Origin of the sequence: Kitasatospora sp. NPDC093558 (assembly GCF_040683475.1) — a bacterium.
Taxonomy (GTDB): Bacteria; Actinomycetota; Actinomycetes; order Streptomycetales; family Streptomycetaceae; genus Kitasatospora.
The window spans coordinates 17432-39363 of the sequence record NZ_JBFBDY010000002.1 but is presented as its reverse complement, the minus strand read 5'-3'; the positions used below and the strand labels follow the sequence as shown (position 1 = coordinate 39363).

16 protein-coding genes are annotated in these 21932 nt (G+C 68.5%); 14 read left to right on the top strand and 2 right to left on the bottom strand.

Translation table 11 applies throughout. The features are described 5' to 3' along the window. The first annotated feature begins 67 nt into the window (after positions 1-67). From AB0O00_RS00520 to AB0O00_RS00500, 5 genes are all read left to right on the top strand, one after another. Positions 68-1201, top strand: a complete 1134-nt coding sequence (locus tag AB0O00_RS00520) for a Fic family protein (protein ID WP_363647541.1) — start codon at positions 68-70, stop codon at positions 1199-1201. A 450-nt stretch (positions 1202-1651) separates the two neighbouring features. Beyond that, on the top strand, positions 1652-2083 hold the full coding sequence (locus tag AB0O00_RS00515) for a hypothetical protein (RefSeq protein WP_363647539.1): 432 nt from the start codon (positions 1652-1654) through the stop codon (positions 2081-2083). Positions 2084-2157: 74 nt separating this feature from the next. Beyond that, positions 2158-4146 (top strand): hypothetical protein, encoded by a 1989-nt coding sequence (locus tag AB0O00_RS00510; RefSeq protein WP_363647537.1) that lies wholly within the window; start codon positions 2158-2160, stop codon positions 4144-4146. Between the two features lie 47 nt (positions 4147-4193). Further along, positions 4194-4964 (top strand): hypothetical protein, encoded by a 771-nt coding sequence (locus tag AB0O00_RS00505; RefSeq protein WP_363647535.1) that lies wholly within the window; start codon positions 4194-4196, stop codon positions 4962-4964. Continuing rightward, positions 4961-5185: a hypothetical protein gene (locus AB0O00_RS00500; RefSeq protein WP_363647533.1), complete on the top strand. Its 225-nt coding sequence runs from the start codon at positions 4961-4963 to the stop codon at positions 5183-5185. Before AB0O00_RS00505 ends, AB0O00_RS00500 begins: the two co-directional genes overlap by 4 nt. A gap of 573 nt (positions 5186-5758) precedes the next feature. On the opposite strand, the gene AB0O00_RS00495 is transcribed toward AB0O00_RS00500, so the two are convergent. After that, on the bottom strand, positions 5759-7006 hold the full coding sequence (locus tag AB0O00_RS00495) for an ATP-grasp domain-containing protein (protein WP_363647531.1): 1248 nt from the start codon (positions 7004-7006) through the stop codon (positions 5759-5761). Positions 7007-7452: 446 nt separating this feature from the next. Between AB0O00_RS00495 and AB0O00_RS00490 the strand changes: the two genes are divergently transcribed. The 9 genes from AB0O00_RS00490 (at position 7453) to AB0O00_RS00450 (ending at position 16785) form a co-directional block, all read left to right on the top strand. Then, complete coding sequence (locus tag AB0O00_RS00490; RefSeq protein ID WP_363647529.1) at positions 7453-8589, top strand: FAD-dependent oxidoreductase; 1137 nt, start codon at positions 7453-7455, stop codon at positions 8587-8589. A gap of 6 nt (positions 8590-8595) precedes the next feature. Continuing rightward, positions 8596-9216 (top strand): hypothetical protein, encoded by a 621-nt coding sequence (locus AB0O00_RS00485; RefSeq protein ID WP_363647527.1) that lies wholly within the window; start codon positions 8596-8598, stop codon positions 9214-9216. Beyond that, positions 9216-9998 carry an aldo/keto reductase gene (locus tag AB0O00_RS00480; protein ID WP_363647525.1) on the top strand — a complete coding sequence of 261 codons (783 nt, stop codon included), beginning with the start codon at positions 9216-9218 and terminating at the stop codon, positions 9996-9998. The genes AB0O00_RS00485 and AB0O00_RS00480 overlap by 1 nt, the downstream gene beginning before the upstream one ends. Beyond that, complete coding sequence (locus tag AB0O00_RS00475; protein ID WP_363647523.1) at positions 9999-11276, top strand: condensation domain-containing protein; 1278 nt, start codon at positions 9999-10001, stop codon at positions 11274-11276. A gap of 63 nt (positions 11277-11339) precedes the next feature. After that, complete coding sequence (locus AB0O00_RS00470) at positions 11340-11591, top strand: phosphopantetheine-binding protein (protein WP_363647521.1); 252 nt, start codon at positions 11340-11342, stop codon at positions 11589-11591. A 50-nt stretch (positions 11592-11641) separates the two neighbouring features. Then, positions 11642-13099 carry an AMP-binding protein gene (locus tag AB0O00_RS00465; protein ID WP_363647519.1) on the top strand — a complete coding sequence of 486 codons (1458 nt, stop codon included), beginning with the start codon at positions 11642-11644 and terminating at the stop codon, positions 13097-13099. A gap of 26 nt (positions 13100-13125) precedes the next feature. Continuing rightward, complete coding sequence (locus AB0O00_RS00460; protein ID WP_363647517.1) at positions 13126-14295, top strand: hypothetical protein; 1170 nt, start codon at positions 13126-13128, stop codon at positions 14293-14295. Then, positions 14288-15541 (top strand): MFS transporter, encoded by a 1254-nt coding sequence (locus tag AB0O00_RS00455; protein WP_363647515.1) that lies wholly within the window; start codon positions 14288-14290, stop codon positions 15539-15541. Before AB0O00_RS00460 ends, AB0O00_RS00455 begins: the two co-directional genes overlap by 8 nt. Continuing rightward, a complete protein-coding gene (locus tag AB0O00_RS00450) occupies positions 15538-16785 on the top strand; it encodes an argininosuccinate synthase-related protein (RefSeq protein ID WP_363647513.1) in 1248 nt (415 codons plus the stop codon). Before AB0O00_RS00455 ends, AB0O00_RS00450 begins: the two co-directional genes overlap by 4 nt. A 493-nt stretch (positions 16786-17278) precedes the next feature. Here the strand turns inward: AB0O00_RS00450 and AB0O00_RS00445 are convergent, their stop codons facing one another. Continuing rightward, on the bottom strand, positions 17279-21535 hold the full coding sequence (locus tag AB0O00_RS00445) for a ricin-type beta-trefoil lectin domain protein (RefSeq protein ID WP_363647511.1): 4257 nt from the start codon (positions 21533-21535) through the stop codon (positions 17279-17281). Positions 21536-21932: the final 397 nt, after the last annotated feature.

Sequence of the window (21932 nt, the reverse complement as noted above, 5' to 3'; positions counted from 1 at the left end):
ACTCATAAGTCATGGTCACGCCGAGACCCAGATTGACTGCTTGATGCCGTCATGGTGTCATTACCGCATGCTGTACAGGACGCCGGTGCTGCACGAAGTCGATCAAATCGTTCTGGGCGAGATCTGGGAATTGCGAGACCGCCTACGCCTACACCTGCGCACCCCACGCCGGTGGGAAGGGCAGCTGCGCCGCAACCTGACCGCCAGGGCGATCGCCGGATCGAACACGATCGAGGGCTTCGCGGCGAGCGTGTCGGACGTCGAGGACATCATGGTCGGTGAGGCGCCGATCGATGCGAACGACACCGTCACGGCGGAGATCGAGGGTTATCGGCAGGCGATGACCTACATCCAGCGCCTGGCCGAAGCCGGCGACGACTTCGCGTACAGCAAGGGCCTGCTCAACTCGCTGCACTTCATGATGCAGGGCCACCACCTTCTCAAGCGGCCCGGCTGGTGGCGCACCGGGCCGGTGTACGTGACCTCGGCCGAGGATCCGACCATCGCCGCGTACACGGCTCCCGACGCCGAGTGGGTGCCGGGCCTGGCCGGCGAGCTGGTGGAGTGGCTGAACGACGGCGACCTGGACGCGCCGGGGCTCGTCCGGGCCTCGATGGCGCACCTGAACCTGGTCGCCATCCATCCGTGGTCGGACGGGAACGGCCGGATGTCCCGCGCCCTGCACACCCTGGTCCTGGCCCGTGAAGGGATCATGGCGCCCGAGTTTTCCAGTATCGAGGAGTGGCTTGGGCGGGCCCGCAACACCTACCGCTACTACGACGTCCTTGCGGACGTCGGCGGCCCCGTCTGGACCCCGGAGCGGGACGCCCTGCCCTGGGTCAGGTTCTGCCTGCGCGCCCACCACCAGCAGGCCCAGAGCGTCGAACGCCAGGTGAACACCACCCGTGAGGTCTGGACCGCCCTCGACGAAGCCGTCGAGCAGCGCGGCTGGCCCGACCGCATGCTCTACGCCCTCTACCCCGCGGCCATGGGTAACCGTCTGCGCCGCGCCACCTACCAGGCCGACGCCGAACTTAGTGAACAGCAGGCCCAACGCGACATCCGCGAGCTCGTCCGCGCCGGCTGGCTCACCGCCAAGGGCGAGGCTCAGGGTCGCTACTACACTGCGGGGCCGGACCTCCCCGAGACTCTCACCCGCGGGGTCCGCGAGCCTCGCCCGCTGCGTGACCCCTACGCGTGAAGCGTCGGCCACCCGCTGGTTCGGGAGGCTTCAGCTTGCAGTCGGGAAATCCTCCTGGGCCTGCGTGGATGCGGCCGTGTCGGCGCTGCCCTCGAGCCAGCTGCGGTTCGTGGGGAGAATTGGACGGCCGCTGCCATCTGGCGAACGGGCGGTAGGGCAGGTCGTGTTGGCCCGCCGCAGGATTCGCGCCACTCTGAGGCCGCCGCCCCGCGCCGCGGCCGGGCTTCCGGCAGTCGAACAAGACGGGCCTGCCCCTGGCCGAAGACTGTGCATGTGTCGACATACCTGCCGTGCACAGGATTCGAACGAGAGCGGGATGCCTCGGCGGCCGGTCGGAGCTCCGGGTGAGCGGGATCCGGTCGATGTGCACGATTGGCTTGTGCGGCGTCACATTCCGTTCGCATCCTTTCGTGGCGCGGCCCGTCGCGTGGGCCGGACGAGAGGTGAGACATGGGTGCTGCCGAAATCGACGTGATGGACCTGGCGACGCGGGCGTCCGAGGCGCTGGCCGTGGAAGTGGCACGGTCCGGGTGGGGCCTGGTCAAGGAGCGGATCTCCCGCTTCCTGAGGCGCGATGAACCCGAGGCCGTGGAGCGGCAGCTGGCGGACCTCGACGCTGCCGCCGAGAAGGGCCCGGACGGTGACGGAGCGTACGGCGCGCTCCGGGCACAGTGCTTCTGGCAGCTCGGGGCTTATCTGCAGCGCAACCCCGACGCGATCGAGGAACTGGAGCAGCTGCTCGCCGGGCTGGGGGACGGGAGTAGGAAGGCGGGCTCCGTGATGAACGCGAATGGCAACACCGGCAGTGTCGTCATCCAGGCAAGCGGCAACGTGAGTACGGGGACAGGTTCCATCACCGCCTCCACGCGGCCCAAGCGGTGACGGTGGAACAGCGCGTGGAGGAGCCGCGCCCTGACACGCCCGGAGCCCAGCGAGCCGATGGCAACCACCGGTCGGTGATCGTCCAGGCCCAGGCTGTTGGCGGGGCCAGCGTGCTTGCCGTGGTCAACATCCACGAGAAGGAACTGTTGCCGGTCCACCCCGTCGATCCGTCGGTGATCTCTGCGGTGCGGCAGGCATGGGTCAGGACGGGCCGCGACGGCACGGAGGTGCTCGCCGCGGAGCAGACCCGTGACGTGCTCCTGCGCGGAGGCGGTCTGGCGGTCGTTGGCGGAGACGGCGGCGACGGGCGCTATGCCATCGCGGTCCGGTCCCTGGTTCTGCTGGAGAAGCCGCGCCGCAGCGAGGGAAGATCCTCGCTGCGGTTGTGGCAGATCACACCGGACTGGGATCCGCCGGACACCAGCCTGCTCCCGATCGAGGAGAACTGCGGATACCTGCTGGACGTCTCTGCCGAGATCGCCGACTGGCCGAAGGAGATGCCCTCGAAGCTGAGCGACTACGGTCGCCGTCTCGCGCAGGTCGGTTCCTGCCTGGTCGTGATCGCAGGCCGTGACGGCTGGCCCAGCATGGGCCCCGAATCCGCAGCGCTGGTGCGGGCACGGCCGCCAGCCCCTCTGGACCTGGTGAGATCGCACCTCGGGCTGTACCACCGCCGCCCGGAACTCCTCGAGCGGCTGCAGTCCGGACACGAGCCCCGGAAGCACGAGCAGGACCTCGCCCATCTCGTGACCGAGGGAATGCACCCGGCCGACGCCGCCGAACTCGCCCGGCTGCTCGCCGATGCGGCAGACAGCGAGGAGAGACTCGCGGCGGCTGTTGAACGGTTCGCCGGCTGGAAGGACTACATCACCGGCTTCTTCGGGCGGACCGTCGAACGCCCGGAGGACCGCGCACTGCTCCTGGCCGCGGTACTCCTGGAAGGCGCCAGCCCCTCCCAGGTGCACCAGGCGGCCCGCGACCTGCTTGGGGACTCGGACAACAACAGCGTGCGCGACGCACTGTCGGGCCTGGACCTGGGAAGCCGCCTGCGCGAGGCAGGAGCCAATGTCAGCGACAACAAGGTCACCTTCACCCACCGGCCCGGCTACGGCTACGCGGTCCTCAAACACATCTGGACCGAACTCGCCAACACCCAAAGCCACATCAGGCAGTGGATCGCGCGGATCACGGCCACGGGCGAGACTGGCGCCGACCGACTCGCCACTATCGCCGACCTGCTGGCGAAGCTGGCGGCCGAGTACAACGACAACAGCGTCCTGCCCAGCCCCACGACCCGGGGCGGCGGCGCTCCGCCCGCACTTAGCCGCGGCGACGCCGCCGCCCTCATGCTGTCCTCCGCCGCCAGGCACCCGGTCCTCGGCGCGGGCGTGCGCAAACAGTTGCGCGAGAGCTGGGCGCCGAGCCGGGACCAAGAGGTCGCCAGGGTTGCCGCACTGGTGTGCCAGGGCGCCTTTGCCGCGGAGTTTCCCGGCCAGGCCCTGGTACGCCTTCGCCACGTCCTTGCCCGCGACGCGGAGGACCAGGCCAACGACGAGGCCGGACGGGCCATTCGCGCCCTGGTGAGCGAGCACAACAAGCTCGCCGTGACCTGGGCGGCGGTCAACGACTGGATCGGACCGCCGGACAGCAGCAGTCCCGCCAGAGCTGGCCGGTCCCGCGCGGGCCGGCGCGCTTTCCTCGCCCTGGCGGACCTGACCACCGACCCGAACCCCACGGAGCTCCTGCTCGCCGCGGCCAGCCACGACGAGTCCGTCACCGACGAGATCGTCGCAGCCTGGAACGCCACTCTGCCCGACACGTCACTCGCACACACCTGCGAGAACACCCTCACCTCCTGGGCCGAGGCAAGCATCGACGGAACCCTGCCAGCCGACCAGGTACTCGACCTCGTCGAGCGGGTCGTCAGCGGCCGCATCAGCCTCGACCCGGTCGCCGCCGTCGTCATCGGCCGCGAGGTCAACACCGAGTCGAAGGCCATGCGCGAGTTCCGCCGGCGCCTGATCAGCCGCCGCTTCCCCTCCGCCCGACCGGAGCCGTCGTGAGAGGCGACCAGCCGACCCGCGCACAGCGGCGGGAACTACGGCGCGCGGTGACCGCATTCCCGGCCGTGCTGCCCACCCAGTACCCGGCCATCGCCTTCACCGCCGAGATCACCGCCACCACCTACCCCGAACAGTTGCCGGGCCACGGCACAGCGGCCCTCGCGCGGCTGATCCGCACCACGCTCCGCCGCGCCGCCGTGGATGCCGCCGCCCGGCTGGACCCGGCCGACCTGCCGGGCGCCCAGGACGCGTTGGCCGAGCACCTGGCCGGTTGCCGCCCGCTGCCCGGAAACCCCGACGTCATCCTGCAGGCCCAGATCACAACGGCCCTGGACCCCACGGCCACCGAGGCCACCGCCGTACTGATACGCGCCCGCCGCAGCCAGGCACTGGAGGACACCGTCTTCCTCCAGGCGGCCAGAGCCCGTGCTCACGCACTCGCCGACCCGGCGATCCTGGCCGTCGCCCTGACCATGCCCGACACGGAAACCTGGGCGGAGCACCTCAAGGACTTCAAGCTGACCGACGAGAGCGCCAGGATCAACTTCACCAAGGCCCTGACAAACCTGTCGCAGTTGCTCTCGACCGCCCGCGCCCCAGCCACCGGCCCGGCCGACCTCCAGTTCCTGGAGATCCTGCGGACGTTCTTCTCCCGCTTCGACCAGTTGCACCAGCGGCGCATGCTCCTCGCCTTCACCTCCGACTACATGCGTAAGGCAGGCCACCGCGACCTCGCGGACGACCTCGACGCGCTCGCCGGCCCGCCTGGCCCGGCCGCCCCGGCGGAGGGAACCGACCTGCTGGAACCGGCACGATGAAAACCACCGTCCTGCGCTGGGTGTTCGCCCCGCGAACCAGTTGGTGCGCCTGGCGCCTCACACGCGCGGCCAGCGGACAGATCGACTTCGACACAGCCTGGCGGGCCGCCCGGGTCAGGCTGCACCCCGACGAGACCGAGTTCCGCACCCACGGCCACCGGCCTCCCAAGAAGCCGCCGGATCCGTCCGCGCGGTCGTCCCTGCGGAGAAGCCGCGACTGACAGCACCCGCCGCTCCTGTGCGAGAGACCCGCAAACACCATCGGTACGAGAGGCCGTCGAACTCGTTAGCGGGCGCTCACCGCCAACCCCGTCACGTTGACGGGTCGGCCTCGGCCGAGAAGGGGGGCGCCCCGGCCGAGAAGGGGGGCGCCCCGGCCGAGCGGGGTACGGAGACACGAGCCGGCATGCACGACGTGGGCCTGGCGATGACCACGCGGCGCGAGCGCCGCACCGGCTCGCGCGCGGTCTCGGCGACGGGATTCAGCCGCCGCCGACACGCGGGTGTGCGCGGTCCCGGTCCACGATGGCCGGGTGTGCCTAATCCTGACCCCCAGTTCTCCCTGCCAGCGAAGCCTCGCCGACAGGGAGAACTGGGGGTCAGACGGCCTGCCTCACGGTGCCGCCGGTCAGTTCGTCAGCCCCGCGGTACCGGGCACAGACGGCTGCGGCCTCGGCGGCGTCCTTCGGCTCCGAGTCCTGCGCGCGTCAGATCCACCGACTTACGGCGGGAAGCCGAATAGGTGAACGGCCGAAGCTGGGTCATGTACAAAACGCGGTTGAACTCGTACGAGGTCACTGCGACGGAGTGATGTCGGCCGACATGTCGGCGACGGCTGCCATGAGGGAGGCCTCGCACTCGCTGGCTGACGGTGCCGCGACGATCGCGTATCCCAGGCGCGCCATGTAACCGCGCGGAGGAAGCGCGACCTGCGTGCCCGCGGCGAGGAGCGTCCCGGTGGCTACGAGGTTGGGGTGGGACTCGGGGCTGGGAAGGCTGATGGCATTGAACGTTCCGTCCCGGTCGGCATACACGATCTGATGCGCTGCGCTGCGCTGGACATTGCGCTCGATGAGGGCAGGCTCTCCGCAGGCCACCCGGGCCGCGATGGTGGCGCCGTTCAGTCCCGTTGCAAGTTTCGCCAGGTGCGGCACGAAGTCACCGGCGAGCCGGCCGTTGACCTCGATGATTACTGGCCCGTTCGGAGTCAGCCGGATCTCGGTGTGCGTCATGCCGGTGCGGATACCGAGGGCCGTGTGTGCATTCCGCAGCATCTCAATCAGGCCAGCGTCGAAGAGCAGCGAGTCATCGGCGTTGATGGTCTGGCCGGTCTCCTCGAAGAACGGCTCCGGGCCGAAGCGCTTGCGGATGATGTACATCGGCTCAAGTTGTCCGTCGACGACGACGGCGTCGACGGCGATCTCCGGGCCCGCCAGGAATTGCTCAACCAGCGCGCCGCCGCCGTGACGCTGGGCGCCGTCTCGCGCAGCCGAGGCCGCGACGTGGAATCCGGCCTCGAGGTCCGCTGACGAGCGGACCATGATGACGCCGATACTGCCGGCGAGGCCCCGGGGCTTGAGGACCACTGGGTAGCCGAACTCCTCGCTGATCTCGGCAGCCTCCTCCGCGGTTTTGGCGAAGGCAAAGCGGGGCTGTCGGACCCCGGCGTCTGTGAGCAGCTGCCGGGTCCGTTCCTTGTCACGGCAGTTCTCGGCGACACCGCGGCCCAGTGACGGAAGGCCGAGCTCGTCGGCGATCTGGCAGGTAGCGGAGAGGAACATCTCCTCGAAGGTGAGAACGCCTCGGATGGCGGCCGATGCGGCGAGCTTTCGTACGGTATCGAGGAGGAAAGTGATGTTTGTGCTGACTTGTGCCGCCTTCAGGCGAGGTATCACGGTGTATCCCGAGATGTAGTCACGCTGCCAGGTGGGCTCTTGATCGGAAAGCAGCCAGACGCGACTTCCGGAGAGTGACCGGAACAGTTCCTCCCGGTATTCCTTTGGGCCGGATCCCACGACGAGAATAAACGGTTCCGTTGACATAATCCCCCCCATTGATGGATTCGAAGAGATATCGCCCGCGTGAAGGAAATCAGAAGCCTGGACCCCGGCCCGGGCGCGCTTCGCCGAAGGCGGCAGATGGCGAGACAGGCCGCTCCCCACGCGACTCTCGGGCCCCGACGCTACGGCCCGTGAGCGCCGCGCGCAACTGAGTTGAGCCTGGCCTGAGGGTGCCCTGGCCTGCGGCGGCATCGCTTCTGTGGTCCGGGTCACAGCTCCGTTGCGGTGTCCGACCCTCCGTGTATGGTTACCTCCTGTTCACCGCAAGAACACCTGTGGTGAGGGGGCATATCGCGGGGGCGGTAGCCAGACATAGCTATATCGATGGCGGTCTGGCGTCTCAGGATCGGAGTTTCTCCGGGGCCTCTAATAGGGGCTCGATCGGCCTTGGCCATCTCCTTCTGCTTGTCTGAATCTTTGGGGGCTTCATGAATTCCGTCCAGTCTTGCGACGTTGTGGTGGTTGGCGCCGGGTTTGCCGGACTTATGTGTGCCGATCGCCTGTCCAGGCTTGGATATGCGGTCACGATCGTCGAGAAGGCGCCGGCAACTCTGGCGGGCACCAGCAGCCGGAACGAGGGATGGCTGCACGCTGGCACGTACCACGCGCTGTCGGTTCGCGATCGCCGAGAGGCCGTGGCCGTCGCCAAGCGCTGCCGTTTCGGCTGGGAGGAGATCCAGCGCCGTTTCCCCGAGTGCGTGGAGGTCGAAAAGGGCAAGGCCGTTGCCATCCTTCCCGAAGCGCACCTGCCGGAGTCGCTGAGTCGCTGGGAGGAGGCCCGTGTCGGCCACGTGCAGCTGAGTGACTGGCAGTACGAGCAACTGGCCGGTCACGTTCGCATCGGAGCGGACGAAGTCGCCTTCTCGGTCGACGACGTCGGGATCAACACCCGGATGCTGGCGGCCAGTCTCATCGCCGAACTGCGCACCCGCGGCGTGCGGATCCTCCTCGGCGCCCAGATCCTCGGCCGCTCGGACGACCGTCTGCACGTCGCGACTGCGGAGGAGAGGTTCGACCTCGCCCACCGGTTCATCGTTTGTGCGGCCGGCTTCGAGACGGAACGCGCCTGTGCCGACCTGGAGATCCCACCGGTGCAGGTCCGGCTGTGGCGAAGCCACCTGGTGACCGTGCCCAAGGTGGCACCAGTGTCGGTGTTCGGCGTGGCCCCAGAGCAGGCCGCGATGATCAATCACGGGGCGTGGAGCATCATCGGGTTCAATGAGGACGCGACCGTCGTGGACCGGCCGACGTTCGACGTGGATCCCGCGATTGCCGACCGGCTTGAAGAGGCCGTGCGGTGGCGGTTCCCCAAGGCCGATCTCACTGCCACGAAGCGGACCGCCTGCGTGAAGGTCGATTACGCGGCGCACGAGAACAGCGCGCGGTCCTTGAACATCCGGATGCTTCCCGTCCTGGACAACGTCGTGGTCGTTCTGCCCGGGAAGATGACCGAGGCCCCCTACAGCGCCAATGTCGTCGCCAGCCACGTCTTCGAGATGCTCGGCCAGGGCGGCGTCACGGCCCGCCCCATCGACACCTACGAGTTGACCAACCAGAGGAGCTGACCGGAAATGCAGGACAAGATCACCGGCTTGATGGACGAACACCGGCGCAGGAACGGGTTCCTGACGCTCGCCAACATGGCCGTCCTCGCTGAGACGAATACGGTCTTTGACCCGTTCTCGACCCTGATCGCCGTCGACGCCGTGATCGGCGAGGGCAACACCTTCTTCCCCGGTGTCGTGGTGCAGTGCGACGGCGGAACGTGCTCCATCGGCAGCGGGAACACCTTCTACCCGTCGACGCTGCTGATCGCTGCCGACGGCGGGCGGATCGTCATTGGCGACGAGTGCTCCCTTGGCCCCGGCGGCGTGCAGATCAAGGCCAACCAGCCCGGCTCGGTGTTGTCGGTCGGCAACCGAGCGCGGCTGCTTAACGGCGCCGAGATCGTCGGCTCCAGCGCCATCGGTGACGGCGCTCAGGTCATCGGTGCCATCTCGGCGCAGAGTGTCCAGCTTGCCGGGGGCGACGACTTCACCGGCTCCGACCCCGACCTGCGCGGCGCCGTGCTCAAGGGAACGGGGCTCGCCCGCGGGACCCGGCTCGAGGCCGGTGACGTCGTGAACGGCCTTGGCGACTTCGCCACAGCAACCGTCGAGCGCCAGCTCGCCTACCACCCGCGGAGCAAGTGATGAACAGTGCGACTACCCACCGAGTCGGCGGAGTCGAGCTCGGGCTTGGCCTGATCGGCATCGGCCGGCCGTGGCCCACCCCGGAATCCGCGGTGTGCCCCACCGAGCAGGCCTGGGCTCTGCTCGACCGGGCGATCGAGCTGGGCATCCGCTTCTTCGACACGGCCGCCGCATACGGCCAAAGCGAGGCAGTGCTCGGCGAGTACCTCGCAGGCCTGTCCGCCGCTCGGCGGGAGGAACTGCTGATCGCGACCAAGTGCGGTGAAGTCTGGCCGGCCCCCGAGGACGCCCAGCCGGATCACTCGCTCGGCGCCCTGGAGACGAGCTTCGAGCGCTCCCGCCTGCTGCTGGGCCGCATCGACCTTCTCCAGCTCCACAAGTGCACGGTCGACGACCTGCGCGACGAGCATCTTCTCGCCTGGTTCGAGGGACTGCGGACCTCCGGCGAGGTGGGCGCCATCGGAGTCAGCGTCTCTTCGGAGGAGGCGCTGCGCACGGCACTCGACGCCGCCGTTTTCGATACCGTCCAGTTCCCGTCGAACTCCGCCAACGCCGGTTTCACCACCGCGTTCGCCGAGGCCGAGCGCTCGCACCTGCCCCTGCTCAACCGACCGATGGCGTCCGGCGCACTCGCCGGCACCGGCAACCCCTTCACCTTCCACGCGGAAGCCTTCCGGCGTGCGGTCGTCCTGACCGGCACCACACGGATCAGCCATCTCGAGGCGAATGCCGCGGCGTTCGCCTCTGCGATGACCCCAACGACGCCAGACCAGGACCGGTAGATGACCACCACAGACACGCCAGCGGCGGCCGCGACCGTCCACCCCCTGTCCCCGCAGCAGCTTCGCATGCTCGAGTTCATCGGCGGACGGACGGACTCCTACTACCTGATGGTCGAGGCGTTCGTCCTCAAGGGCGAGCTGGACGTCGACGCCCTGCGGCAGGCAGTCCTGCGCGTCCTTGACCGGCACGAGGTGCTCCGCTCCGTGTACCCGGCCGGTCAGGACGGCTACCGGACCACCGGTTCCGGCACGGACCTGATCGACCGGATCTGGACCGAGGCACCAGGAGGGAACTTCGCCTCGGCCGACGAGGCGCTGGCCGCCGGCCTGGACACGGCGACCCGGCCGATGAGCCTGGACGTCGAGCCCCCGCTCCGGATGTGGCTGACCCGCCTGGATCCGGCTGAGGCCGTCCTGATCGTCTGCGGACACCACCTGGTGTTCGACGCCTGGACGTTCATGCTGTTCTACGAGGACCTCGCCGCCGAGTACCGGGCCATCACCACCGGCGGCAAGTCGCGACGCCTGCCGCCGCAGTACGCCGAAGCCCAGGCACCGCAGGACGAACGGGCGCTGGACGGGTGGTCCGTGCTGTTCGGCCGTCAATACCGACGGACCAGGGAGCTGGACGCCGCCGCCGAGGCGCCCAAGGGCCCCGGCGCGGTCCATCGCCGCGTCTGGCCCGGGCTGAGCGCCGGAGTCGTCGGCGCGGCCAGGAGGCACTCGGTCACCCCGTTCGTCATCGCCTCGGTCGCGATGCTGCAGGCCCTGGCGGACGTCCTCGGCGACCAGGAGGCCGTGTTCGGTTCCGCCTACGCAGGCCGGACCACTGCGGCGTCCGCGAACGCGCTCGGCTACTACTCGACGACCTTGTTCGTCGGCGAGGACCTCAGCGCCTACCAGTCCGCGGACGAGCTCATCGCCTCCGTCAACAGCGGCCTGAAGCGCTGGCACCACTGCGCACGCATCCAGTGGGAAGACCTCCTCGCCCACTACGACGCGGACGACCTGTACCCGGTGAAGTTCGCCTTCCAGCCGAAGGAACTGGCCGAACGGCAGCTGAAGCTGCCCGGGATCGAGACCTCGCGGACCAGCCGTAAGAAGGCGAACCTGTCTGCGCGCCGGCCGGTCAACTTCATCGGCTCCTACGACGCCGACGCCGTGTCGGTGTCGATGATCACGCGCACCGACGCGCTCACCGACGAGCAGGCGGCCGCGCTCATCGACGGCTTCGGGCGACACCTCGCGGCCCTCGCAGAATCCGTCCCGGCCCGCTAGCCGCCGGACTGGATCCGCACCTCACCACCACCGGCACGACCGTGTCAGAAACGGAGAACACCAATGCAGCCCGAACTCGATGTCATGGAGAAGGAGATCACGGCCCTGTGGGCGGAGGCCCTGGGCCTGGACAGTGTGGCCGTCGACGATGACTTCTTCGACCTGGGAGGCAGTTCCATCACCGCCATCCGGCTGCTGCCCGAGATCGCGGAGCGTTTCGGCGTTGAGCCGAGCATCGGCGTGATCTTTGACCACCCCACCGCACGCGAGATGGCGGTCGCCCTGGCCGACCTTGGCGCCAAGGTCGCGGGCTGACCACCGACGGTTTACTCGCCCGCACACGCAACCGAAACGGGGGGACATCCTTGAACACAGAGCGGCCCTGTGGGTCAACGGCACACCCGGTCGTCAGCCTTCTCGACCGGGCGATCGAGGCCCGTCCCGAAGGCACCGCGATCGAAACACCGGACCGGACGATCAGCTACCGGGAACTCGGCGGACAGGTAGCCGGCCTGGCCGCGTGGCTCAGGAAGCAGGGAGTCGCTTCTCAGGACCGAATCCTCATCAGGGGCGAGCGGAGCAGCCTGTTCGTCACTGCCCTTCTCGCCTCCTGGTCGGCAGGGGCAGTGCCAGCTCCGGTCGACGGCGCGCACCCGGAGGCCCGGATCACACGCTACCGGGAGGCCGCCAAGGCCGACTGGGTGCTGTCGCTGACACCGGAGCCGGTTCTGGTTCGCCTCGACGACGACCACGCACCGGCGCCGGAGGACGGCCTGAGCCACATCCTCTTCACCTCCGGCACCACCGGCGATCCCGCCGCGGTCGCCGTCGGGTCCGAGCCGCTGCGGGCGATGTCCGCCTGGTACGCGCAGGAGTTCAACCCCGGCCCGACGGACCGGGTAGGCCTGCTGGGCGGCCTGGGCCACGACCCGATCCTGCGCGACGTGATCGCCGCGCTCCTGGGGACCGCGACGTTGGTCGTGCCCGAACCCGAAGTACTGAGTATGCCGGGCCGACTCGTCGCCTTTGCCGAACACGCGGAGCTCACCGTCCTGCACGGCACGCCGGCCCTGCTCGAGTTCGGTCTGCTCCTGGGCACCGACCCGGACCACCGGCTGCCGAAGCTCCGGCTGGTCCTCTGTGGCGGAGCCTCCCTGCCGGGCGAGATCGCGCAACGGACGAGAACCCTCTGTGACACCGCCCGCCTGTTCAACGTCTACGGCACGACCGAGACGCCGCAGATAGCGGCCGCCTACGAGCTGCGCGTACCGAGCGATGCGGGGCAGCGAGTGCCGATCGGCAATGGCGTGGCAGGAGCCGTGGTCCTGCTGGGATCCGAGATACCTGGCGCTGGCCTGGCAGCGGACGAGATCGTCGTCCGCAGCAAGAACCTGGCACTCGGCTACCTCGGCGATGACCGAGCCGGCAACCGATTCCGGCCGGACCCGCGGGGCGAGGAGGGCTACCGGCTCTACCTGACCGGAGACCTGGGCGTCCGCGGGGCCGACGGCGAGCTGCGGATTACCGGCAGAGCCGACCGGCAGATATCCGTCAACGGCTACCGGGTCGCCCTGCAGGAGATCGAAGCAGCAGCCACCCGCCATCCGCAGGTCACCCAGGCGGCCGCCGCGCTGGAAGCGGGCCCGCGTGGCGACGTCCTCGCCATCACCGTCACCGTCCGGGACGGGGACTCTGTCACCTCGGCCGAGCTCCGGCGGCATCTGCGCGGCGAGCTGCCCGCGCACGCCGTCCCATCGGCCGTCCGCTTCGGCGAGGCCGTTCTCGACCGCAATCACAAGGCGCGCCTCGTACCCCACGGCTGACCAGCGTCACAGAACAGGATCCACCGATGCATCACCCCGAGATACAGAGGTTCACGCAGATCGAGGAGGTGCCGGAGAGCGTCTGGCGCGACCTCAGTGAACCGAGCTCCCTCTTCACCACCCGCGACTGGAGCCTGACCCTACGGCGCTCCAACCCCGCTGTCCCCGTGGAGTTCTGGGCCGCTCGCGACAGCGCAGGCTGGCTGCTGGGCATACCCGTCCACATCTACCCGGAGGCACCCGGCCGGTCCACCTACGACGTGTGGTCACTGCATCGGCATGATCTCCAGCCCGCTGCAGGCTCCAAGCACCGCGGCCGCCGCCATGTCCTCATCGGGACCCGCAACGGACAGCGCAACGGGTTCCTGCGCTCGGCCCGCCGGCCGGACCCGGCGCTCGCCGGACAACTCCTCCAAGCGATCACCGATGAGTACCGGACGAGCGTTGTCAGCATGCTCTACCTCGACCGGGCGCTCCTGGACGAGGTCCGCGGCCAACTCCCGCACTGGCACGCGGGATTCGTCGACGCGGCAGCCGAGCTTCGGGTGCCGGACGACGGAACGGGCGCCGACTCTTTCGCCGAGACAGTTCCCGACAACCGAGCACGCGGCCGTATCCGAGCAGAACTGCGCACCATCGCCGACGAAGCCCCGGCGATCCGCATCGACACGGTCAGCGAGATCGAGGCACTGGCCCCGATACTGGCTCCTCTCCTCGTGAAGCTCAACCAGCGCCATGGCCAGCCGGCAGACGAGGCGGGCATGGCCGCGTACATCCGCGCGAGCGCCAACTCCGGCCTGCAGCCGCAGCTCTTCCTCACCGGAAGCCTCACCGAGCCCAAGGCCTTCTCGCTGAGCGTGCAGGACAGCCACCTGATGTCCGTCCGCGTAGTGGGCCTCGACGACGAGCGAGTCGGGAACCGAGCCACGGACTACCCACGCGTCCTCGCCTACGAGCCATTGGTGTACGCCATGCGCACGGGTATCCGGGCCGTCGACCTCGGCGTCGGAGCCCTCTACGCCAAGATGCTCCGCGGGGCGCAGGCCGTGCCGCTGTACAGCCTCGTCCGGCTTCCTGACGACCTCGGTGTCACCGTAACCACCGGGGGAGACCGGATGCGGCTCGCCGACCTTCGCGCCAGCAGCCCGAAACTGCCCGAGGAGACACTCCTCAGCTGGGCGGTCGACCATGGCTAGCCAGCTCCTCGAACGCGAACAGCACATCAGCTGGAGGCAGTTCAACAACTACTGGGCGAGTCAATCCTTCGCTCAGGCTGCCGGCCAGGTCCTCAACGTCGGATTCCCGCTCATCGCCGCGGCACTGCTCGACCTGAGGCCCTCCGAGGTCGCGGTCACCACGTCGCTGCAGTTCATCCCCTACCTCGTGGTCACACCCATCGCCGGCATCATCGTGGACCGCGTCAACCGCATCCGGCTGGTGATGGCCTGCCATGCACTGCGCGCGGTCCTCCTGGCACTGGTCGGCCTGCTGGCCGCCAACGGTTCGCTGTCCGCCCTGGTCCTCTGGCTCACGGTCTTCCTGGCAGGTGCGCTCAACGCCCTCGCAAGCGTCGGCACACTCGCCCTGGTGCCGGACCTGGCCCCGGAAGGAGGCCTGGCCAAGGCCAACAGCCGCCTGCAGCTCTCCATGTCGATCACCCAGGTGATCGGGCCGTCGGCTGCCGGCCTCCTGCTGGCCATCTCCGGGAACCTGGTCTTCTTCGCCATCGCACTGGCCTTCGGCATCGCCGCGGCCATGATCGTCCGCACCCGGGCCCGCGAAGTGCAAAAGGAGAGCGGGCCTGCGGACTCCTGGCTCGCGACGATCGTCGCCGGAGCCCGGTTCGTGCGCCGGACCACCACCCTGTGGGTGCTGCTGCTCCAGATGACCCTGTTCAACCTCTTCGAGCAAGCGGTGATCACGCTCTTCATGCTGTTCGCACTCCGCGAGCTGGACCTGGACTCCACCCAGGTGGGCCTCGTCTTCGGCGCGGGTGCGATCGGGTCCGTGGCGGGAGCCTGGCTCGCACCGCGGTTCACGAGCGCGCGCGGCATCTCCACCATCCTCCTGCTCTCCACCGGCCTGGCCTCCATCGCACCGTGCGCGCTCCCGTTCGTTCCCCAGGGATCGCCCATCGTGTCCATCGCCGTGAGCGGACTCACCTTCTGCTTCTACGGGTTCGGGCTGACGGTGTTCAACGTCCACTCGAACACGCTCCGCCACGAGCTCGCACCCAGGGAGCTTCAGGGCCGGCTGGCCGCCGTCTTCAGGACCAGCGCCTTCACCTCGATCGCGCTGGGAGCCGCGCTCGGCGGGATGCTCGCCGAGCACATCCCGTTCAGAACCGCCATCGGGACCGCCTGCACCGGCCTGGTCTCCGCCTTCGTCCTGTTCGCCATCCTGCTCACCCGCGCCACGAGCAGCACAACGAGCGGCCCATGACCATCACCCCATCGTCCGTCCCGTCCACCGGCCAACCCGGAAAGCGTGCCGTGCACAAGCCAGAGCAGATCATCCGTTCCTTTCGCCAGCTCAGCCCTGAAGTCCTCAGCCCGGACGCCCCGATCGTCACCCTTTTCAGCGGCGGGCTGGACAGCAGCTACCTGCTGCTCCGCCTGCGGAACTCCGGATTCACCAATGTCCACGCCCTGAGCGTCGACCTCGACGAGGACGAGACGCGAGAGCAGAAGCAGCGCATCGCCGATGAACTCGGGGTCCGTCTGCACATCGTCGACGGCCGGCAGGCCTTCGCCGAGGAGTTCGTCCGCGCCGCCATCAAGGCACAGGCGGTCTACCTCGACACCCACCCGGTCAGCTCGACCCTCAGCCGCCCCCTCATCGCCCGCTGCGCCGTGGAACTCGCCCGGGAAATCGGCGCGGCCGCCGTCCTGCACACGGCCAACCGCTCGCAGAACACCCTGCGGCGGCTCAACGGCGCCCTCACCCTGTTGGGCTTCGACGGCCACTACGGAAGTCCGTACGACCTCGAGCCCGTCGACCGCGACCAGAAGATTCAGGAGCTCAAGGAGGTCGGCCTGGACCAGATGAGCGAGCGCATCGTCAGTGGGGACTCCAACCTGTGGTGCCGCGAGTTCGAGTCCGGCATTCTCGACGACCCCGAGGACCACGCCGTACCCGAGCACATGTACCGCTGGAGCCGGACGGAATCCGGACACCGGCCGGAGACGCTGGAAGTGCAGTTCCACGAGGGAGTTCCGGTTGCGGTCGACGGTGTGCACAAGCCTCTCCTCGAACTCATCGATGACCTGAACGCACGAGTCGGCGCCTTCGGCATCGGCCGCTACAGCGGCCTGGAGCACCTCGACAACGGTGAAAAGGTGCTTGAGATCAGGGAGATGCCAGCCGCCTGGCTGCTCCTGCGGACCTACCGCCACCTGGAGACCGCCTCCCTGGGGGCGGAGACCATCCGCGAGAAGATGCACCTTGAACAACTGTGGGTTCGGGAGTCCCTCGAGGGGCGTTGGTACGGCGAACTCCACGGTGCGCTGCAGGCATTCATCGACATCTGCGCGCGGCGAGTCAGCGGGACCGTGCGCTGGAGGCTGACCGCCGGCGGCGCCGAAACGAGGTCCATCGTGGCCGATCAGCCCCGCTACCTCCGCGACAGGGAGATGTGGGAGAAGGATTCGATTCGCGCGGAGAACGCTCCTTACCTCGCAGCGTGACAACGTGGTCGGTGGTCTCCATGCGATACCGGAGAACCACCGACCACCATCTCGACTGGTAAGAAGACGCCCCCAGGTGCGCGTGCTTGCCCCGTGGTGCAGGGCAGGGTGACCGCGAAGGCCGCCACCAGGTACACGTTCGAGGCTGCGCCTACCGTCCACCGGAGCCCACACTGACGGCCTGCGCCTGTGTGACGGGTCTGGTGTGTTCGGTGATTCAGGAGTTCCGAGTGCTGGGTAGAGATCGCCCCGTCGCGACGGTTGCCCGAACGGAGGGAAGCGAGGTTGCGCCAGCCGTTGGCATGAATCACCTCGATGGCCAGATGGCCCTGGACGTTGATGTCGTCGGTCGCCGGCATTGACCGGACGGCGGTTGACCTCGGAGTCGTGTAGCGGCGTGTCGGGGTGCGCGGAGGCGCGTGGGCGAAACGTTCGCGGGCCCGTTCCGCTGGTTGGCGGAACGGGCCCGAGATGCTTGCTCAGGGCTCAGAGGCTATGAGCGCGGAGGGGCCGGCAGCACCGCTGTGCGCAGGCTGGCGTTGACCCATTGCTGGCCGGCGCCGGAGTTGCAGTCCCACAGTTGGAGCCGGTTGCCGTTGACGGGGTTTCCGGCGGGCAGGTCCAGGCAGCGGCCGGAGGCCGGGTTGTAGAGCGTGTTGTTGGCGAGGGGGAGCCACTGCTGTGCCGTGGTGCCGCTGCAGGTGTGGTATTCGATGGGCGTGCCGTTGTCGCGGCCGCTGTTGGCCGGGGTCAGGCAGCCGCTCAGCACGCGCATGGTGCCGTCGCTGTTCAGTGTGATCGTCTGTGACGATCGCCAGTTGCATTGCCAGAGCTGGATGGCGGTGCCGTCGGTGGTTCCGAAGTTGTTGTCGTCGATGCACATCGAGCTGTTGACGGCGGACTGGACGAGCGCGCTCGCGCCGGCTGCGGTCGGGCTGACCGGGAACGGGTAGACGGCGGTGCTGCTGATGCTGCCGTCGAAGGAGACGCTCGGCTTGGACTGGTACTTGTAGCGGCCGAGCGTGAAGGGGCCCGTGGACGGTGGGCTGGACTGGGCCTGGTGGTAGCCGGTGGCGGCGAGGACGCCGTCGACGTAGAGCGACATCAGCCCCGTGCCCGCGTTGTAGGAGGCGGTGAGCCGTGTCCAGACGCCCGGGCGGACCGGCGCGCTGGCGTTGGCCGTGGACGTCCAGTCGTACGGCCAGTTGTCGTTGTCGCCGTTGGCGATCGCGAAGGTCCAGTTCTTTCCGGCGCCGTCGCTGTACAGCATGAAGTTGCTGCCGTGGACGGTGTCCTGGCCGGCGATGACACCGCCGGCCCGTCCCGACTTGGCCCAGGTGGAGACGGTGAAGCTCTTGCGGGTGTCGACCACCGGGTCGGACATCGTGATGTTCGAGCCGGCATCCGGATAGAAGGTGGCCACGGTGGCGGGGCGGCCGTCCACCTGGTCTCCGCTCCAGCCGACGCCCGTTGCGGTGCCGTTTGCCTTGCCCTGGCCGTCGAGGATGTTGGTGCTGCCGTCGGGGGCGGCGAGCCAGTTGCCGAGCGGTCGGTTGAGACTGCCGAGGACGACTGGAGCCTGCTCCAGCCCGGTCACGGTCGGGCCGCTTTTGTCCGTCCCGGGGGACTTGGTGCCGGTGCCGGCCCAGGCGACCAGTTGGTTATTGGTGTCGACGGCCCAGAGATCCGGTAGGCCGTCACCGGTGAGGTCGCCGTTGGAGCCCACCTTCGGGTACAGCTTCGGGTCGATGCCGCCGGCGATCCCGCCCTTGGTGGGGTCGGTGAATGCCGTGGCGTCGAAGCCACCGGATGCGGTCGTGGCCAGCTGGTAGGTGTGGATGGTGCCGTCGTTCTTGGAGCGGGTCCACAGCGTGGGCGTGTCGGTGCCGTTGGCCGGCCCGGGGGTGATCAGGTCGTAGAGGTTCCAGTCCTGGTTGTTCCCGGACAGCAGGATGGCAGGTCCGTTGAGGGTCTTGGCGCTGTACGACTTGGCGAGCCAGAGCCTGCCGTTCTCGACGAAGAGCAGCGACGAGCGGGGGAGCCCGGAGAGGCCTGTGCCGGCCTTGACGGGGGTGTCGCCGGAGGTCGATCCGAATGCGGCGATCTGGGTGACCGCGGACCAGTCACCGCCGTTCCCGTAGTCGGTGCAGGTGATCGGTGTCGCGTCGGGCAGCGCGCATTGCCGGGATTTGGCCATTTCCACGGCGGCTTGGCCGTCGAGGTGCGCGGCGATGTCGTCGTTGGCATACAGGTACAGCTTGGAAGCGCCGGGCGCGTGGGCGATCAGGTCGTCGACGTTCCGGTCGCTGAACGAACCGCGGTGGGTGGTCTGGACGCCGCTCCAGTCGGTAGTGCCCGGCGCGGACTGCGGTTTGGCGTTCGGAGCCGCGTACGGGTCTGCGTTCGCGCCGATCATGCGCAGTGCGCCGGTAGCGTCCGGCAGGAGGACGTCGGCCTTCCGGTCGCCGTCGATGTCGCCCATGATGGGGGCGGGGGCGTCGGGGTTGCTCGGCACGTAGTAGGTGTACGCGACCGGCTGTGACATGTTGCCCGCGTTGTCCTGGGTCTGGAGGTAGAGGAAGTTGGTCCCCCAGTGCCACGGCGTGTACTTCAGGGTGTAGGTGCCGTTGGCGTCCATCTTCACGACGTTGCCGCCGTCGTTGCAGTTCCAGTTGGTGGACGCGGCCTGGACCGGGTCGTTGGTCCAGCGGGCACAGGCCAGGCCGGAGGAGCGGCTCCCGGTGGGCGGAGCCGGGTCGGTGCCGGTGAGGACGAAGGTGCCCTCCTGGCCGACGAGCTTCGGATGGCCGCCCAGGGTGCCGGATTCGGGGAAGTCGGTCGAGGTGATCCGGGCGGTGGGCGGTGTCCGGTCGATGCGCAGGAAGCACATCGGGGTGTTCGCGCTGTGCAGGGTGCCGTCGTCGGTCACCGCGAACCAGCCGTACTGGTGGCCGTCGGCGAGTGAGCCGACGCTGACGGTCCTGCGCCCGGAGCTGGCGGCCCAGTTGGTGTCGTAGAGCAAGGAAGCGCCGCCGGCGTCGTCGTCCCAGATCTTGAAAGTCGTCCAGAGCTGCTCGCCGGTCGGGGACCAGGCGTCGACGCTCAGGTTGATGTCGGTGTTGGCTCCGACCCAGCCCGGGTTGTCCCACGGGTTGACGGTGCCCGGGGTCTGACAGGCGTTGCTGTAGTCGGAGTTGGCGGCGAAGCCGGGGGTCGGGCTGGTGGCCGGGGTGCCAATGGAGGGGGCGAAGTCGTAGGTAACGACGATGTGCGGGTTGTTGGCGAACCGCTGGTGGTAGTACTTGTTGGTCTCGTCGTCGGGCGTGAACATGAACGTCCATCCACCCCAGTGCTCACGTGCCGCCTGCGTCATCACACCGGAGACGTTGAACTCCTTGCCGCCTTCCCCGGAGATCAAGGCCGTATCGACCTTGGTGCAGTTCGAGGGATCCGGGCAGGGCTGGGCCTCCCAGCGGGTCCACTGGTTGATCGGGTTGTTGTTCGCCGAACCGGTGGAGTACAGGCCCATCGGCGTGGGTGTGGAGGGGCTCGACGACCTGGCGACGGTGGCGTACAGCTTTGCGGACTGCACGGCCGAGTCCCAGAACTGCGAGTTCAGGCCGACCTGGAAGTAGGCGCGTTCGCGGCCCTGCTTCTCGCAGCGGTTGTTGGTGTCGATGTAGCCGCAGTAGCCGGCTGCCGGGGTGTCCTGGCCGTACTGGGTGCCGTTGTACTCCGGGTTCGTGGGGTAGGCCGACTGGACCTGTGCCCAGGCCTGGGCACCGTTGTCGACGCTGGGGTTCCAGCCCGGGTCGATGTACCACGGGCCGGTGCCCTTCCCGAGCACGGACGGATCGGGCTCCAGGTCGATGCCGCCGCCGCTGACGGTGGTGGTGATCTGTCCGATCTTGGCGTTGCCGCCAGGGGCCTTGGTGGTCGACTCTGCCGGGACGGACGTGGTGTCCGCAGGGGACGCTTCGGCAGACTTGCCAGGGGTCTTCGGCTCCGGAGCAGCGGCAGGTGCGGCCGGCGCGGGTGTCGAGTCCCACATGACCGACGCCGGCGCGGTGAAGCGCACCTTGCCGGACGCGTCCTCGGCCGTGAGGTTTCCGTAGGCGCCCGCCTTCACGGCCAGCCCGTCGCCGACGGTGTCGAGGTGCAGCTTCTTGATCTGCGGGTTGGCCGCGGCCTGAGCGGTGCGGACGATCAGGACCTGGCGCCAGCCACCGGCGGTGGTCGCGGTCAGTTCCAGGTCGACGTCGGGCAGGACGGAACGGTAGAGGGCGGTCTCGCCGTTGAGCTCGGGCTTGGGCAGGGCGAAAGGCGCCTTGACCGCGAGCTTCCTGCCGTCGGGTGTCGCCATGGTGGCCAGCGGGCTGCTGCCGCCGCCGGAGAAGGTCAGCGGCGACGGCACGGTGGTCGGGGAGAGTGTCCCGTCGGAGTTGGCCCGCAGGGTCGCGTTGACGGGACGCCAGCTTCCGTCGGCGCTCTGGACGCGCTCCGTCACCGGGGCCGACGTGGTCGTGAGCGTTCCGTCCGGGTTGGCGGCGGTCTGGCTTCCTCCCGTGGTCAAGAGGTCGACGACGACGGGCTTCCCAGTGCTCTTCGCCTTGGCCTGGGCGGCATGTATCGCCTCGTTCCGGGGTGTCGTGGCGCCGGCCGGCTTGGCTGCATGTGACGGCCAGGACGGATCCGCCGGCCCGTGGCCTCGGTCGGCGGTGGCGGCGGTGGCGACACTGGGGACCACCACGACTCCAGCACTGAGCGTGAGGATCGCGGTGCAGGCAACGGGAAGGAGAGCGGCGCCGAATGTCCGCTTCCTGTCCCGATGCCGGTCTGGTGGGGGAGCGTGAAGTTTCGACCTCAACATGAAGTTCCCATCATGGTTTGGGAATTGAGTGCAGGCCAGCCGCACGCTGCCGTTGCGGTTCGTCCACTGTCAAAGGCTTTCCCTGTCCGACTGTCCGAGTTGTCGGGGCTCATGATGCATTGCACTCGGGGTGATGTTGATCACATAAGCGTTTTTTAAGGATTAACTTTCCGTGGTCGATCGTGTGCACATAGGGTGCGCTGTGGCCTGGATCCGCAGTCGAGTCTCCTGAGGCTCAACTCATTTGGGGGGATCAGTTGTCACGTCGTGCCCGTTT